This window comes from Limisphaera sp. 4302-co, assembly GCF_049537155.1.
In the GTDB taxonomy this organism is placed as follows: Bacteria; Verrucomicrobiota; Verrucomicrobiia; order Limisphaerales; family Limisphaeraceae; genus Limisphaera.
On record NZ_JBMVQZ010000001.1, the window covers coordinates 292,311 to 305,557 of the forward strand.

Consider the following 13,247-nt stretch of genomic DNA (forward strand, 5'->3'; position numbering starts at 1 on the left):
GCCGCGCCTCCCCATCGAGACGTTCCTTTTTTAGCTCCGCGCGCGGCTTTCGGCAACCGCGAGCCTCCCGGCACCGGTCGGGACTCCTTCGACTGTCCGGACCGGCAGGATGAGGCGGAACGTGCTTCCCTTGCCCGGATGGGATTCCACGGCCAGGCCGCCTTCCAGGCGTTTGGCCATTTCGTATACCATGGTCAGGCCCAGGCCGGTCCCGCGGCGACTCGAGAGGCCCTTGGTGGTGAAGAAAGGCTCGAAGATCCGGGGCAGGTTTTCCGGGGAGATACCGGAACCGAAATCCTGCACGGCCACTTCCACGTATTCCGCGGCTTCAGCCGGTCGCAGCACCAGGCTGTCGGGCAAGGAGGTTCTGCGTGAGGTGCGGACGACGACCCGTCCCCCCGGCGGCACTGCCTCGGCAGCGTTGAAGAGGAGGTTCAGCAGGATTTGCTGGACCAGATCGCGGATCACGGGCACCGGCGGCAGGTTTTCGGCCGGTTCGAACTCCACGTGGCAGTCGCGGTTCCAGCGCTCCCCCAGCAGCGCGAGCGTGTCCTGGACCACCTGGTTCAAAGACGCCGGTTCGAACCGCTCTGCTGAGGCGCGGCTGAAGCCGAGCATGGCCTGAACGACGCGTGTGCCCTGCTCCACCATGGCCTTGATGCGGTCGAGGCGGCGCCGGACCTTGGCGGGGTCGTCCATGTGGTCTTCGATCACTTGCACCGAGCCTTTGATGATGGACAGCAGGTTGTTGAAGTCATGGGCCACGCCGGCGGCCAGTGTACCCAGGGCGCGCATTTTCTGGCTCTGGAGCAGTTCCTGGTAGGCATTCTCGAGCTGGCGCGTGCGTTCGGCCACCTGTCTCTCCACCTCTGCGTAGCTGCGGCGCAGGCGCCGGTGGCGGTTCCAGGCGAGTGCGGCAAAAAAGAGCACGCCGGCGCCGGCCACCATGACCACGCCCATCAGGCGTGGCTCCCGGTACCAGGGCGATCGGACGAAGAACTCGCGTTGTGCGGACCGGGGTTCCACATTGCCGTTTCTGTCCACCGCCCGCACTTGGAGGACGTGGCGACCGGCCGGCAGGTCGTTCCACATGACCATGGTGCTTTCCTGGGCGACACTCCATTCACCCTCGTCCAGCCGGTAGAGGTACAGCAGCCGTGAGACCGGGGTGAACTTCCACCGGTCCTGACCGCGAAAGCCGAGGGTGACGACGGTTCCTTCCGGGACCTCGATCCGTTCCGGCAGATCGAACGCGGTGCGCGGTGGGTCCCGGTCCACCTCCGGATGCCAGCCGAACAGTCCGCGGCCGGTGGCCAGCCAGAAACGGCCCCGGCGGTCTTCCCAGAGATCGTACACGGCGGCGGCTGGCAGGCCCTCGTCCGGCCCGTAACCGATCCAACCCTGACTGGTGAGGCGATGCAGGCCCTCCGGGCTGACCACCCACAGGCTGCCATCACGGGTGCAGCCCAGTCCGAGCACCGGCCCGCTGCGGTTCCAGACCAGCGTCCATTCGCGGTCGTCCCAACACCAGACCTGTTCCCGGGCGGCGGCGTAGATCCGGCCGTCAATACCTTCGGCAAGGAATTCAACCGTTTCCGGCTCGGTGAGGTCGCCGATGCGGAAGCTCTGTTCGCGGCCCATGCGGACCCGGATGGCTGCCGTCCGGCTGGCGAGCCATTCGTCCCCGTTGCGTGCGTGAAGGTAGGCGGTCCACCGATCGGCGCCGGCGGGCAACGCCTTTCGAGGTTCCAGCAACTTCCATTGCCCGGACTGCCAGGTCAAAAGTTCCGGTGCGTCTCCATCATCTTGGGTCCCCGGGTGGGTCTGCATCACCAGGGTACCGTCGTGGCGCCGGCCGAGGACCCCCACGCGCTGGCCGTTTGGTCCGCGCACCTCCTGCCAGTCGGGGTGGTTCAGGTGGCCGGTCCAAAGGCGGGTCCCGTGCTGCAGCCACAGGAACCCGTCGCCTGCGACCCACAGGCGCGCCGTTCCCCCTTCCCCGGGGCGTAAGGTTTCCGGCAGCGGCTTCGTGACAGCGCGCTCACCGTCCCAACCGTCCAGCCGATCCGGGCGCAGCAGCCAGAGCCGTCCGGCAGGGTCCTCGGCGATGGCCAGGACCGGAGCCTCTCCGAGGTCCGCTTCCGCCGGCTGCCACAATGGCGGGCTGTACTTTATCAGACCGTCCAGAGTGGCCAACCAAAAGGTGCCGTCCGGTGCGGGAGACATGTCGTAGAACTCCCGGGCCGGACAACTCTCCTCGGGTATCCACAGACCATCCGAGGGGCTGAAGCGCCACAGACGCGTTTGGCTCATGGACCACAACCGGTGCCCGGGGCCGTACCAGACGCGGGAACAGCCCTCGGGCAGCTCCGGTCCCAGCCACCAGCGGGTGCCGTCGAATTCCAGGGCCACCGGCGTCCCTTCGTCCCGGATGGCCAGCATCACCAGATGCCCGAGGGGATCTTCCACCAGCGCACGGGGCTGCCGCACGGTCCACCCGGCGGGGATGTCAAACCGTCGCCATGTGGTTTCCGAGCCGACACTTCGGGCCGGAGCTTCCGCCCGGGCCAGCCCGCGCTCGGCGCTCACCCAGAGAGTGCCGTCCCGGGTGACCCAGAGGTCCAACAGCCGACCCAGGCCCAACGCCTCCGCGGTCTGAGCGGTTTCCTCCCGGACTTCACCCTGACGGCCCACCTGTACCACCAGGAGCTGATCGGGCAACAGCACGAGGAGTTTGCCGGTCCGAACCGGCCGGATCGGCGTCGTGGGGGTGACCGGCCCTTGGTTGATCCGCACCCAGGTCCAGTTGGTTCCACTGTGAAGAAACACGCCTCCGGCGGCCGCAACCCAGAGCTGGCCCGTCTGCCATTCCCAGACGCGGGCTCCTGCGCGTTGTGGCAGCCCGAACACATCAAGGGAGTAACCGTCCAACCGGGTAATGGCGTTGGTCCGCTTGTGCCGTGCCACCACGTCGCCACGGGAGGTGACCGTCACTCCCGCGCATGCGGCTTCGGCCATGCCGTCCAGGGCCTTGTAAGCTCTCCACCAACTCGCGGCCGTAAGGGACACCACGGGCATCCACCACAGGAGGGCTGCGATCCAGAGTCGTGGGTTGGCGATGCCGCGGCTCATGTGCATCTTTCGCCCGGTACAATCGAACCCTACGAAACGGCGGCCCGACCCGCAATGGCGTGGCCCCTGTGCACGCAAACGCACACTCCCCGCTTTCTGTCCATCCCTTAGAATGGATGGCAGAAAGCACCATGGTCCGGCCCTGCTTCCCATCACGACCTGTGTCTCGGCGAAGGATCCAACCGGGTGCGGTTGACGGCGCGCGGCGGCGTCTCAGGATCAGGCGCGGCAGGCGGTGTGCGCGCCTGTGCTGCCTGGACGCCGCCGGCCTGCGGCGGGTGGTCCGGTTCGTGCCTTGCCTGCAATGGGTCGAATCCGGCTGGGCGGTTGCCATTCACGTCGGACCGGTGGAGCCACGGGGCTGACCCCGGGCCGGACGCGGCCGGGTTCACGGCTGACGGGTGCGGGAACGGCCGCGGCCTTGTTCGGGCTTTGTTCCCCCGGCCAGCACGGTCTGGAAGTGGGGCGGCGTTTCTTCCCTGGCCACGACGCACACCTCCACGTTTCGGAAGCCGGCCTCTTCGAGCCAACGTTGCAACTGCCCCTCGGTGAAACCCAGCCACCGGTCCCCGTACAGCTCCCGGGCCTTTTCGAAATTGTGCTGCAGCAGATCGAGGATCCACACCTGTCCGCCGCGTTTCAGAATGCGCCAGGCACTGTGCAGAGCGCGGGCCGGATCCTCGGCATGGTGCAGCGCCTGGCTCAGGAGGACCAGGTCCACGCTGGCCTCCTCGATGGGCGGATCCTGGAGGTCGCCCAGCCGGAACTCGAGGTTGCGCAAGCCGATCTTTCGGGCGCGGGCCCGCCCGTAGGCCACGATGCGTTCCGAGTTGTCGACCGCGATCACCTTGCGGCAGCGCCGTGCCAGCAGCTCGCTCACCAGGCCCTCGCCCGATCCCAGGTCGGCCACGACCAGCGGCGGCACGATGCGCAGGAGGAACTGTCCCAGGGCCTGCCACGATCGTCCGGGACCATAGACGCGGTCGAAACGGCCGGCCACCTGGTGGAAGGAGAGTTGTGCCTGGTCACGGCGCCATTGCAACACCCGCCGCAGATTGGTGGCGTCGTCGGCCGCCTGCGGCAGGTCGGCAGCTCCGGCCAGGGCGGAGCGCACCAGGGTGCCGGCCTCCCCGTTGAGGTCACCGGCCAGCCGGTAAAAGGTGCGCCGGCCTTCCCGTCGCGAGCGCACCAGCCCCGCGGCGGCCAGTTGGGCCAGATGCGTGGAGATGCGGGACTGCCCCAGACGGGTGATCTCCTGAAGCTCGTGAACCGACAGCTCCTCCCGCTCGAGCAGGGCCAGCAGCCGCAGACGTGTCGGGTCTGCCAACGCCCGTAAGATTGTCAAGGTCACGCTCATGGTCCTTGTCGCCGCCCTGCTGCGCCGGCACGCGGCACCGGCAGCCGGATCCTGCGATGCGACCGCGCCTGGTTGACCGCTGCGGTGGCGTCTCCGTTTGATGTTGACGATGGCTTTGGTTGAAATATCTTCCCATCCTGATTTGTCAATGAGAATTTCGGAAAACAACAGCCAAGGCCGGTCATGAGCTCGAGTTTCATTTTTTCCTCGGAGTCGGTCGGAGAGGGACATCCCGACAAGGTCTGCGACACCGTCTCGGATTACATCCTGGACGCCTGCCTGCAGGTGGATCCCCAGAGCCGTGTGGCGTGTGAATGTTATGCCAAGTCCAACGTGCTGATTGTGGGCGGGGAGATCACCATCCCCTCGATCGGCCAGCGGCATCCAAGCGAAGTGCTGGATTTCGTCCAGATCGCGCGCCAGGCCGTGCGGGAGATCGGGTACACGCACCCGGACGACCTTTTCCATGCCGACCGGATTTTCATTCATCTGCTGGTGACGGGGCAGTCGCCCGACATTGCGCAGGGTGTGGATCCGCGCAAGGCAAAGGGGAAGAAGACGGCCAAACAGGGGGCGGGCGACCAGGGCATGATGTTCGGCTATGCCTGTGACGAAACGCCGGAACTCATGCCGGCGCCCATCATGTTCGCCCACCGGTTGGGGCGTGAACTGAATCGGATCCGCAAGACCGGCAAGGTGGACTGGCTGCGTCCGGACTCCAAGACCCAGGTTTCGGTGGCCTATGAAAACGGTCGGCCCGTGGCCATCACCAGCGTGGTCATGTCCACCCAGCACACGGCCGACGTGGATCACAAGGAGGTGGAGGACTTCTGCATTCGGCAGGTGATTCAGAAGGTGCTCCCTCGGAATCTGCTTACGCCCAAGACACAGTACCTGATCAATCCAACCGGCCGGTTTGTCGTCGGCGGGCCACACGGGGACACCGGTCTGACAGGGCGGAAGATCATCGTGGACACGTACGGTGGCATGGGCCGGCACGGCGGCGGTGCGTTTTCGGGCAAGGACCCCACCAAGGTGGATCGGAGCGCCGCCTACATGGCCCGCTGGGTTGCCAAGAACGTGGTGGCCGCCGGCCTGGCCAGACGTTGCGAGATCCAGTTCGCCTATGCCATCGGCTATCACAAGCCGCTGAGCGTCAGCCTGGAGACGTTCGGCACCGCCACCGTGCCGGAGGAACGCATCCTCCGGGCGGTTCAAAAGGTTTTCAATTTCGAGCCGGCCGAGATCATTCGTCAGCTCGACCTGCGCCGGCCCATCTACAAGAAAACGACCAACTACGGTCATTTCGGGAAGGACGATCCCGACCTGACCTGGGAACGCACCGACAAGGTGGAGGAACTCAAACGCGCTGTTTGATTCAGGCAAGCAACCGGACAACGATCATGGCCACGATGCTGAAAACCCCATCCTCACAATCCCGCAAGCCGACGCGGACACCGCGAGCCCGCACCCGCCGCAGGAGCGGGCCCGACTTTGTCGTCAAGGATCTGACCCTGGCGGACCTGGGCCGCAAAGAGATCGAGGTGGCCGAGCATGAGATGCCCGGGCTGATGGCCATCCGCTCCAAGTACGGCCCGCGCAAGCCTCTGAAAGGGGTGCGCATTTCGGGCTCGCTGCACATGACGGTGGAAACGGCGGTGCTGATCGAGACCCTGGTGGAGCTGGGGGCCAGTGTCCGCTGGGCCAGTTGCAACATCTTTTCCACCCAGGACCATGCCGCTGCCGCCATCGCCAAGGCCGGCATCAGCGTGTTTGCGTACAAGGGGGAGACCCTGGAAGATTACTGGGAATTCACCCTTCGAGCGCTGACGCATCCGGGGATGAAGGGCCCCCAGCTGGTCGTGGACGACGGTGGCGATGCCACCCTGCTCCTTCACAAGGGTTACGAGATGGAACAGGGCGACGATTGGGTCCATCAGCCGGCTTCGTCCCGGGAGGAACAGGTCATCAAGAACCTGCTGAAACGTTGTGCCAAGGAACGTCCCGGCTGGTTCACCGAGGTGGTCAAGGAATGGAAGGGCGTCAGCGAGGAGACCACCACCGGCGTGCACCGGCTCTACCAGATGTTGCAGCAGGGACGGTTACTGGTGCCGGCGATCAACGTGAACGACTCGGTGACGAAGTCGAAGTTCGACAATCTTTACGGTTGCCGCGAGTCGCTGGCCGACGGTCTGAAACGCGCCCTCGGCGTCATGATTGCGGGCAAGACGGCGGTCGTTTGTGGGTATGGCGACGTCGGCAAGGGCAGCGCCCAGAGCCTGCGCGGCTTCGGTGCGCGGGTGATCGTGACGGAGATCGATCCCATCAACGCCCTGCAAGCGGCCATGGAGGGGTACCAGGTGACCACGGTGGAGGATACCCTGGGCATTGCCGACATTTATGTAACGGCGACCGGCAACTGCGACGTCATTACACTGGAGCACATGCTGCAGATGAAGGATCAGGCCATCGTCTGCAACATTGGTCACTTCGACAACGAGATCCAGGTGGACCGGCTCAACGCCCTGCCCGGCGTGCGCAAGGTCAACATCAAACCGCAGGTGGACCGCTACGACCTGCCCAACGGCCGGAGCATCTACCTGCTGGCCGAAGGCCGGTTGGTCAACCTGGGTTGCGCCGAGGGTCATCCGAGCTTCGTCATGAGCAACAGTTTCACCAACCAGTGCCTGGCCCAGATGGACCTTTGGGAAAACCGGGACACGTACAAGGTGGGGGTTTACCGCCTGCCGAAGAAGCTGGACGAAGAGGTGGCGCGGCTGCATCTGGATCGCCTCGGGGTGAAACTGACCCGGCTGACGCCCAAACAGGCCGCCTACATCGGCGTGCCCATTGACGGGCCTTACAAACCGGAGCATTACCGGTACTGACCTAGCCGGGTTCCGACGCCGGTCTCGACCGCGCGCAGCGTCCGGCGGCAAATTCTGTCCGAAACAAAGTGCAGCCGGTTCTGGTGAACCGGCTGTGCTTTTCAAGACCGGCATGCAGGTCCGGGCTGGGCTCCTTCAGGGCCGCCGCAAGCCGGCCCGGCCGGTGGGATTGGTCCGGCTGGCCCGCCGAAACGGGACGGGTGCGCAGGGAGGCTGCCCCTCGCCTGTGGCGAGCCGGAAGGAGTCACGGTTTGGGACCGGCCACCCGGCCGGCAGCCGGGTCAGTTGCGCCATTGCCGGGCCGAGACGATCCGGCTGCGGATGAGTCCCACGAAATGGCACTCGCCCGCGTACCACCACCCCAGTTGCAGGCCGCAGCCCCTGCAGATGCAGTAGCACCAGGCATGTCCGGGGAACCAGGTGTGCAGCTCGGTGGGCGTGCCCACCGCCCGGCCGCCGGGACAGTCCGCAAACAGCAGGATGTGAAAGCGGCGTCCCTCCGGGTTTTCGAACTCGAATTCGCTTCGGCCGTCCCGGTACACCCGATCGTACTCTCGTGCCACGCCGCGCAGGCAGCGCACACAGTACCAGTCCAATCCCGGGTCGGCTTCCGCGCCCCAGGTGGCCGGTTCCACCAGCGGTGTGGTCTGCAGCGGAGGGTCTTCCGCCATCGGACCCACTCAAGCACATCGGCCGCCGCCTGTCCACTTGCACAGCGACCCGGCCGGCGCAAGGCGCCGACCCGATTGTCCCAGGGGACGCTTCAGGTGGTGAACGAGGCCATTCTGGGTCGGACCAACCGCTCGAAGTCGCGCCAGGCCATTTTGATGACCTCCGTGTGCGACCCGGCGTTGAAGGCGATCTCGTCGTTCTCCCGCAGGGACTCGGCCGCGTAGACCTCCATGCCATACAGGTTTCCGAACGGCGGCATGGCCCCGATCTCGCAATCGGGGAAACGAGCCTGAAAGGCCTCCTCGGAGGCGAACCGTGCGCGCTCGCAACCGGTCAGTTCCCGCAGATCCTGGAGTACGACGCGGCGTGTGGCGGGCAGGACCGCCATGGCCAGCTCACCATCCAGATCCACGATGACCACCTTCGCCATGATACGGCCCGGGATGTGGGCCGAGGCGGCCACTTCCTGCGCCGTGTAGGCCGGCGAGTGCACGATGCTGACGTACTTGACGCCCTGGGCGTCGAGGAACTCCTTGAGTTTGCGCACCGGCATGGTGGGCTCCTTTCTGTACTCGGAAGGTTGTGGTCCTGGGGCTTCCCATCCACCCTACCCTCGTGCGGGGTTTTTTCAAGCGCCGGCGCGTCACCGTCCGAATCGGGCTACAAGGGGGCCGGGGCGTTTTGCCCCGGTCAGCGTTTCGAGACTCGAAGGCAGGCACGCAGCTGCCGTGGGGGCGGAAACTTGCCCGCTCGTGGCGCCCTTGCCTAGGTTGGTCGGCCTTGAATGGGTGAACGACGCAAGGTGTTGATGTCGGCCTACGCCTGTGAGCCGGGACGCGGTTCCGAGCCCGAGGTGGGCTGGCGCTGGGCCACGGAGATGGCGCGATACCACGACGTGACGGTGGTCACCCGCGCCAACAACCGGTCGGTGATCGAGGCCGCCCTGGCGTCGATGCCCCCGCCCCACCCCGGGTTTCTCTACTACGATCCGCCGGCGCCATGGGTGCGGTGGAAAGGCCGGGGAGTGCCGGTGAGCGTCTTTTACGCACTCTGGCAATGGGGTGTTCGACGGAAGGTCGCGCCGATGCTGGGTGGGTTCGACCTGGTTCACCACGTGACCTTCAATTCCTTTCGCCAGCCGGGGTATTGGTGGCAGCGGCAGCCGCCCGTGGTCTTGGGTCCACTGGGGGGCGGTCAGATCTGTCCGTGGGCGTTTCTCCCCGGGTTCAGGTCCCGTCTGATCCCCGAGTTGTTCCGTTCGCTGACGGTGTTGAGTGCCCCTTGGTGGCCGCAGCTTCATTTCAGCTTCCGATCGGCCGCGGTGATCCTGGTGGCCAACGCGGACACGGCTCGACGCATCCCGGCCCGGTACCGGTCCAAGGTCCGCACACTCCTGGAAACGGGTGTGACACCCGAACAGGTCCTGCCGCTGCGGCCCGTGAGGCGGGACGGACCGGTTCGGGTTCTCTGGGTCAGTCGCATGGAGAAGATCAAGGGAGGGACATTGGCGGTGGCCGCCTTTGCGCGTGCCCGGCGGAGCGAACCGCGACTGCGTCTCAGCATGGTGGGCGACGGTCCCGACGCCGGCGCGGTCAAGGCCGCCGCGGTACGCCTCGGAGTGGCCAGCGCCATCGAATGGCACGGCCGCGTACCGCGCGACCAGCTCCCCTTCCTGTTTCAGAGCCACGACGTGTTCCTCTTCACCAGTCTCCGGGACACTTCCGGCAATGCGCTCCTCGAGGCCATGGCTGCGGGCCTGCCGGCGGTTACGCTCCTCCATCACGGGCAGGCGGAGATCGCGACCGACGAGACCGCGATCCGGGTGGCACCACGCGATCCGGAGTCCGCTGCGAACGATCTGGCCGGGGCGCTGGTGACACTGGCGCGCGACCCCGGGCGCCGCCAGCGCATGAGCGAGGCGGCCCGCGAACGGGTGATTCGTTTCTACGTCTGGCCGCGCAAGGCCGAGGTCATGAACCGGATTTACCAGGAGGCTTGGGACGCGGGCGCTGCGGCCGGCGGGTCCGGGTGTGCCAAGGGCTGATCCGCCGCCCGGGCCGGGGCCGGAGTCGTTGGAGGAGGTCGTTTCTGCTTGCGCCCCGGTGGGGCGGTTCGAATGCTGCCAATGAATTATGGGCGCTGCCAAATCCAAGCAGAAGCGAGCCAAACGGAAGACTGTCGCACGCCGAACCCGAACCGCGCAAAAGAAGGTCCGGCGTACGACTCGCAAGGCTGTTTCGGCTTCTGCCGAGACCTCCGCCGTGCCCGCGGCTGCCGGGACCGGTCCGGCGCCCGCGCAGGTGGCGCCGGAGCAGCCGGCTCCCGAGGAGACCCAGGGGATTCCCGTGCCTGCCGGGAGTGCGGCGACAGCCGAGCCGGTCGCCGTTGAACGCGAGCCGGAGGTGGTCGAGGAACGCGAGCCGCTGGACCGGGACAGTGACACGGCCTTCCGGCTCTATTTGCGGGAGATCGGCCAGGTCAAGCTGCTCACTCCGGAGGAGGAGATCGAACTGGCCGCCCGGATCAAGGCGGGGGACAAGAAGGCCCGCGAGCACATGATCAAGGCCAACCTGCGGTTGGTGGTGAAAATTGCGCGCGACTACGAGGGGCTGGGGCTGCCGCTGTTGGACCTGATCAGCGAGGGGAACATCGGCCTGATGAAGGCCGTGGAACGGTTCGATCCCAAGAAGGGTGGCAAGCTTTCCACCTACGCGGCCTGGTGGATCAAACAGGCCATCAAACGCGCGCTGGCCAACCAGTCCAAGACCATCCGGCTGCCGGTCCATCTGGTGGACAAGATCGCGCGCATGCGGCGGGTGGCCATGGAACTGCAGGAGGAACTGGGACGGGAACCGACCGATGAAGAGCTGGCGGCCGAGCTGGGCACCACCGCCGCCCGGGTCGCCCAGATGCGCACGGCGGCCATCCGCCCCGCGTCACTGGACGCGCCCCTGTCCGATGACGAGGACTCCAACAGCTTCGGGGAGATTGTCCAGGATGAATCTGCCCACACTCCCTACGAGGAGCTGGAGGAAAAGACCGTCACGGCCATGTTGCGCGAGTTGCTCGCGCGACTGGACGAGCGCGAGGCCAAGATCCTCACGCGGCGGTTCGGGCTGGACGGCAACCCGCCGCAGACCCTGGAGGAGGTGGGCGAACAGTTCGGCGTCACGCGGGAGCGTGTCCGCCAGATTCAGAACATCGCCTTGCGCAAGTTGCGCCGGATGATCGAGAAGCTGGAAAAGGTCAAGGACTGATCCACCGGAATCTGGAGCCATGCCTGACGTCACACCCGCCGAGATTCAACAGGCGATTCGGAACGTGCCGGACTTTCCGCAACCCGGGATCCAGTTCAAGGACATCACCCCGCTGCTGGGTGACGCTCGGTTGTTCGCCGGCAGCATCGAACTGTTGACGGCGGGTTTTGAGCCCGGCCAGGTGGATACGGTTGTGGGCATTGACGCGCGCGGTTTCATCTTCGCCGCCGCGGCGGCCTACCGGCTGCACGCCGGCTTCGTTCCGGTTCGGAAAAAGGGCAAACTTCCCTACCTCACCCACGAGCAGACGTACAACCTGGAGTACGGCACGAACACCATTGCGATTCACGTGGACGCGATTCGTCCCGGTGCACGAGTGCTGCTGATGGATGATCTGCTGGCCACCGGAGGTACGGCAGCTGCCGCAGCCGAGCTGGTGCGCAAGCTCGGCGGGCAGATCCTGGAAATTGCCTTTTTGATCGAGCTCAGCCACTTGCAGGGCCGCGCCCGGCTCTCCGGCTACCCGGTTCGGTCCGTCGTGACGTATTGAGAACACAGGTCCGGTGCGAAGACCGCGCAAGCCGGTCCCCAATCCGGGTGTGGCACGGGCAGGTGGGTCTGCCCGGCGCGGGCCCGGGGAGACTGCCGATGGGACCGCCGCGGGGGTTTGCAACGAAACACGACTTGGAGTTAGATAGCTCTTGTCATGAACACATCAGGGAACTGGCGGAACTCCACATTCATCGGGCTGATGGCCTGGTTGGCGGGCTCCGGCGTGTTTCTGGTCCGGGCCCAGCTGCCTCCGCAAGGGTTGCCCGCCGTACCTGCGCCGCTTTCTGAAGCCTCCGCTGCTCCGGAGATCCGGTTTGCCGCACCCATCCACGACTTCGGGCGTGTGGTGAGCGGGGCCGTTTTGCGTCATGATTTCTACTTTACCAACACCGGGTTGGGCGTGCTGGAGATCAGCAACGTCCACGCCTCGTGCGGCTGCACCACCGCCGGCGAGTTTACCCGGCGGGTCGAACCCGGTCAGACGGGAGTGATCCCGATCCAGCTCAACACCGCGGGGTTCCAGGGCCAGGTTCTCAAGCACATCACCGTCAGCTGCAACGATCCTCGCCAGCCCACCGTGGCCCTTCAGTTGAGAGCGCAGATTTGGAACCCGATCGAACTGACTCCCCGTTACGCCGTGTTGCACGCCAATCCCGAGCGGCTCGGCGAGGCGAAGGCGATCGTCCACATCGTCAATCGAGAAGAGCCTCCCCTGCGACTGGAGCCGCCGCAAAGCAGCAGCCCGCACCTGATGGCCGAACTGGTGGAACGTCAACCGGGCCGGGAATTCGACCTGGTGATCACCGCCACCGGGCAGGCCCCGGCCGGCAACGTTCAGGGCGTCATCTCCATGGAGACTTCATCCACAAACCTGCCCAGGCTCAGCGTGACGGCTCTGTTGCTGATGCAACCGGTCGTGACGGTGGCTCCCCCCTTTATCCAACTGGCTCCGGGGCCGTTGCCCACGCCACAGACGCTGGCGGTGGCGATCGTGAACAACGGGACCAACGCACTTCAGTTGTCCGAGGTCTCGGTGAACCACACCAACGTCACCGTGGAGGTCCGGGAAACGAATCCCGGACGGTATTTCGATGTGAAGCTCCACTTCCCGGCGGGCTTCCAATTGGAGGCCGGCCAGGTGGTTGCGTTGACGGCGCGGACTTCGCATCCGAACCATCGCGAGCTTCGGGTGCCGATCGTGCAATCGCGCGGGCCGGTGGCACCCCCGCCGGCGATCCCACCGACTGCTGCGCAGGTGCGGCAGGCCGGCACGCCGGCCGTGGCCGGACCCAGGCCGCCTGCGCCGGCCCTGCCTTCGCCGCCTCCGCAGAGGGTGCCACGCACGAACCGGCCGCCGGCGGAGCCGCCGCCCCTGCCGGGGGCCTGACG

The 13,247-nt window shown here is 66.1% G+C and carries 10 protein-coding genes; 6 read left to right on the top strand and 4 right to left on the bottom strand.

The annotated features are described in order from the left end of the window. Positions 1 to 30: 30 nt before the first annotated feature. Positions 31 to 3,132, bottom strand: coding sequence for an ATP-binding protein (locus tag ACPDIX_RS01060; protein ID WP_423429915.1), 3,102 nt, complete (start codon positions 3,130 to 3,132; stop codon positions 31 to 33). A gap of 388 nt (positions 3,133 to 3,520) precedes the next feature. Then, positions 3,521 to 4,489 (bottom strand): ArsR/SmtB family transcription factor, encoded by a 969-nt coding sequence (locus ACPDIX_RS01065; protein ID WP_423429916.1) that lies wholly within the window; start codon positions 4,487 to 4,489, stop codon positions 3,521 to 3,523. A 183-nt stretch (positions 4,490 to 4,672) separates the two neighbouring features. Here ACPDIX_RS01065 and metK point away from each other — a divergent pair, with 183 nt between their 5' ends. Next, complete coding sequence (metK, locus tag ACPDIX_RS01070; RefSeq protein WP_423429917.1) at positions 4,673 to 5,866, top strand: methionine adenosyltransferase; 1,194 nt, start codon at positions 4,673 to 4,675, stop codon at positions 5,864 to 5,866. Positions 5,867 to 5,892: 26 nt separating this feature from the next. Further along, positions 5,893 to 7,377, top strand: a complete 1,485-nt coding sequence (gene ahcY, locus ACPDIX_RS01075) for an adenosylhomocysteinase (protein WP_423429918.1) — start codon at positions 5,893 to 5,895, stop codon at positions 7,375 to 7,377. Positions 7,378 to 7,658: 281 nt separating this feature from the next. Here the strand turns inward: ahcY and ACPDIX_RS01080 are convergent, their stop codons facing one another. Further along, positions 7,659 to 8,048, bottom strand: a complete 390-nt coding sequence (locus ACPDIX_RS01080; RefSeq protein ID WP_423429919.1) for a cereblon family protein — start codon at positions 8,046 to 8,048, stop codon at positions 7,659 to 7,661. 92 nt (positions 8,049 to 8,140) lie between these two features. Continuing rightward, entirely contained in the window at positions 8,141 to 8,602 is a 462-nt protein-coding gene (locus tag ACPDIX_RS01085) for an aminoacyl-tRNA deacylase (protein WP_423429920.1), read from the bottom strand. Between the two features lie 231 nt (positions 8,603 to 8,833). Here ACPDIX_RS01085 and ACPDIX_RS01090 point away from each other — a divergent pair, with 231 nt between their 5' ends. The 4 genes from ACPDIX_RS01090 (at position 8,834) to ACPDIX_RS01105 (ending at position 13,245) form a co-directional block, all read left to right on the top strand. Next, positions 8,834 to 10,093 (top strand): glycosyltransferase family 4 protein, encoded by a 1,260-nt coding sequence (locus tag ACPDIX_RS01090; RefSeq protein WP_423429921.1) that lies wholly within the window; start codon positions 8,834 to 8,836, stop codon positions 10,091 to 10,093. A gap of 358 nt (positions 10,094 to 10,451) precedes the next feature. Next, on the top strand, positions 10,452 to 11,306 hold the full coding sequence (locus ACPDIX_RS01095; RefSeq protein WP_423430169.1) for a sigma-70 family RNA polymerase sigma factor: 855 nt from the start codon (positions 10,452 to 10,454) through the stop codon (positions 11,304 to 11,306). Positions 11,307 to 11,325: 19 nt separating this feature from the next. After that, positions 11,326 to 11,856, top strand: coding sequence for an adenine phosphoribosyltransferase (locus ACPDIX_RS01100; RefSeq protein WP_423429922.1), 531 nt, complete (start codon positions 11,326 to 11,328; stop codon positions 11,854 to 11,856). Between the two features lie 156 nt (positions 11,857 to 12,012). Next, positions 12,013 to 13,245 (top strand): DUF1573 domain-containing protein, encoded by a 1,233-nt coding sequence (locus tag ACPDIX_RS01105; protein WP_423429923.1) that lies wholly within the window; start codon positions 12,013 to 12,015, stop codon positions 13,243 to 13,245. The last annotated feature ends 2 nt before the right edge of the window (positions 13,246 to 13,247 follow it).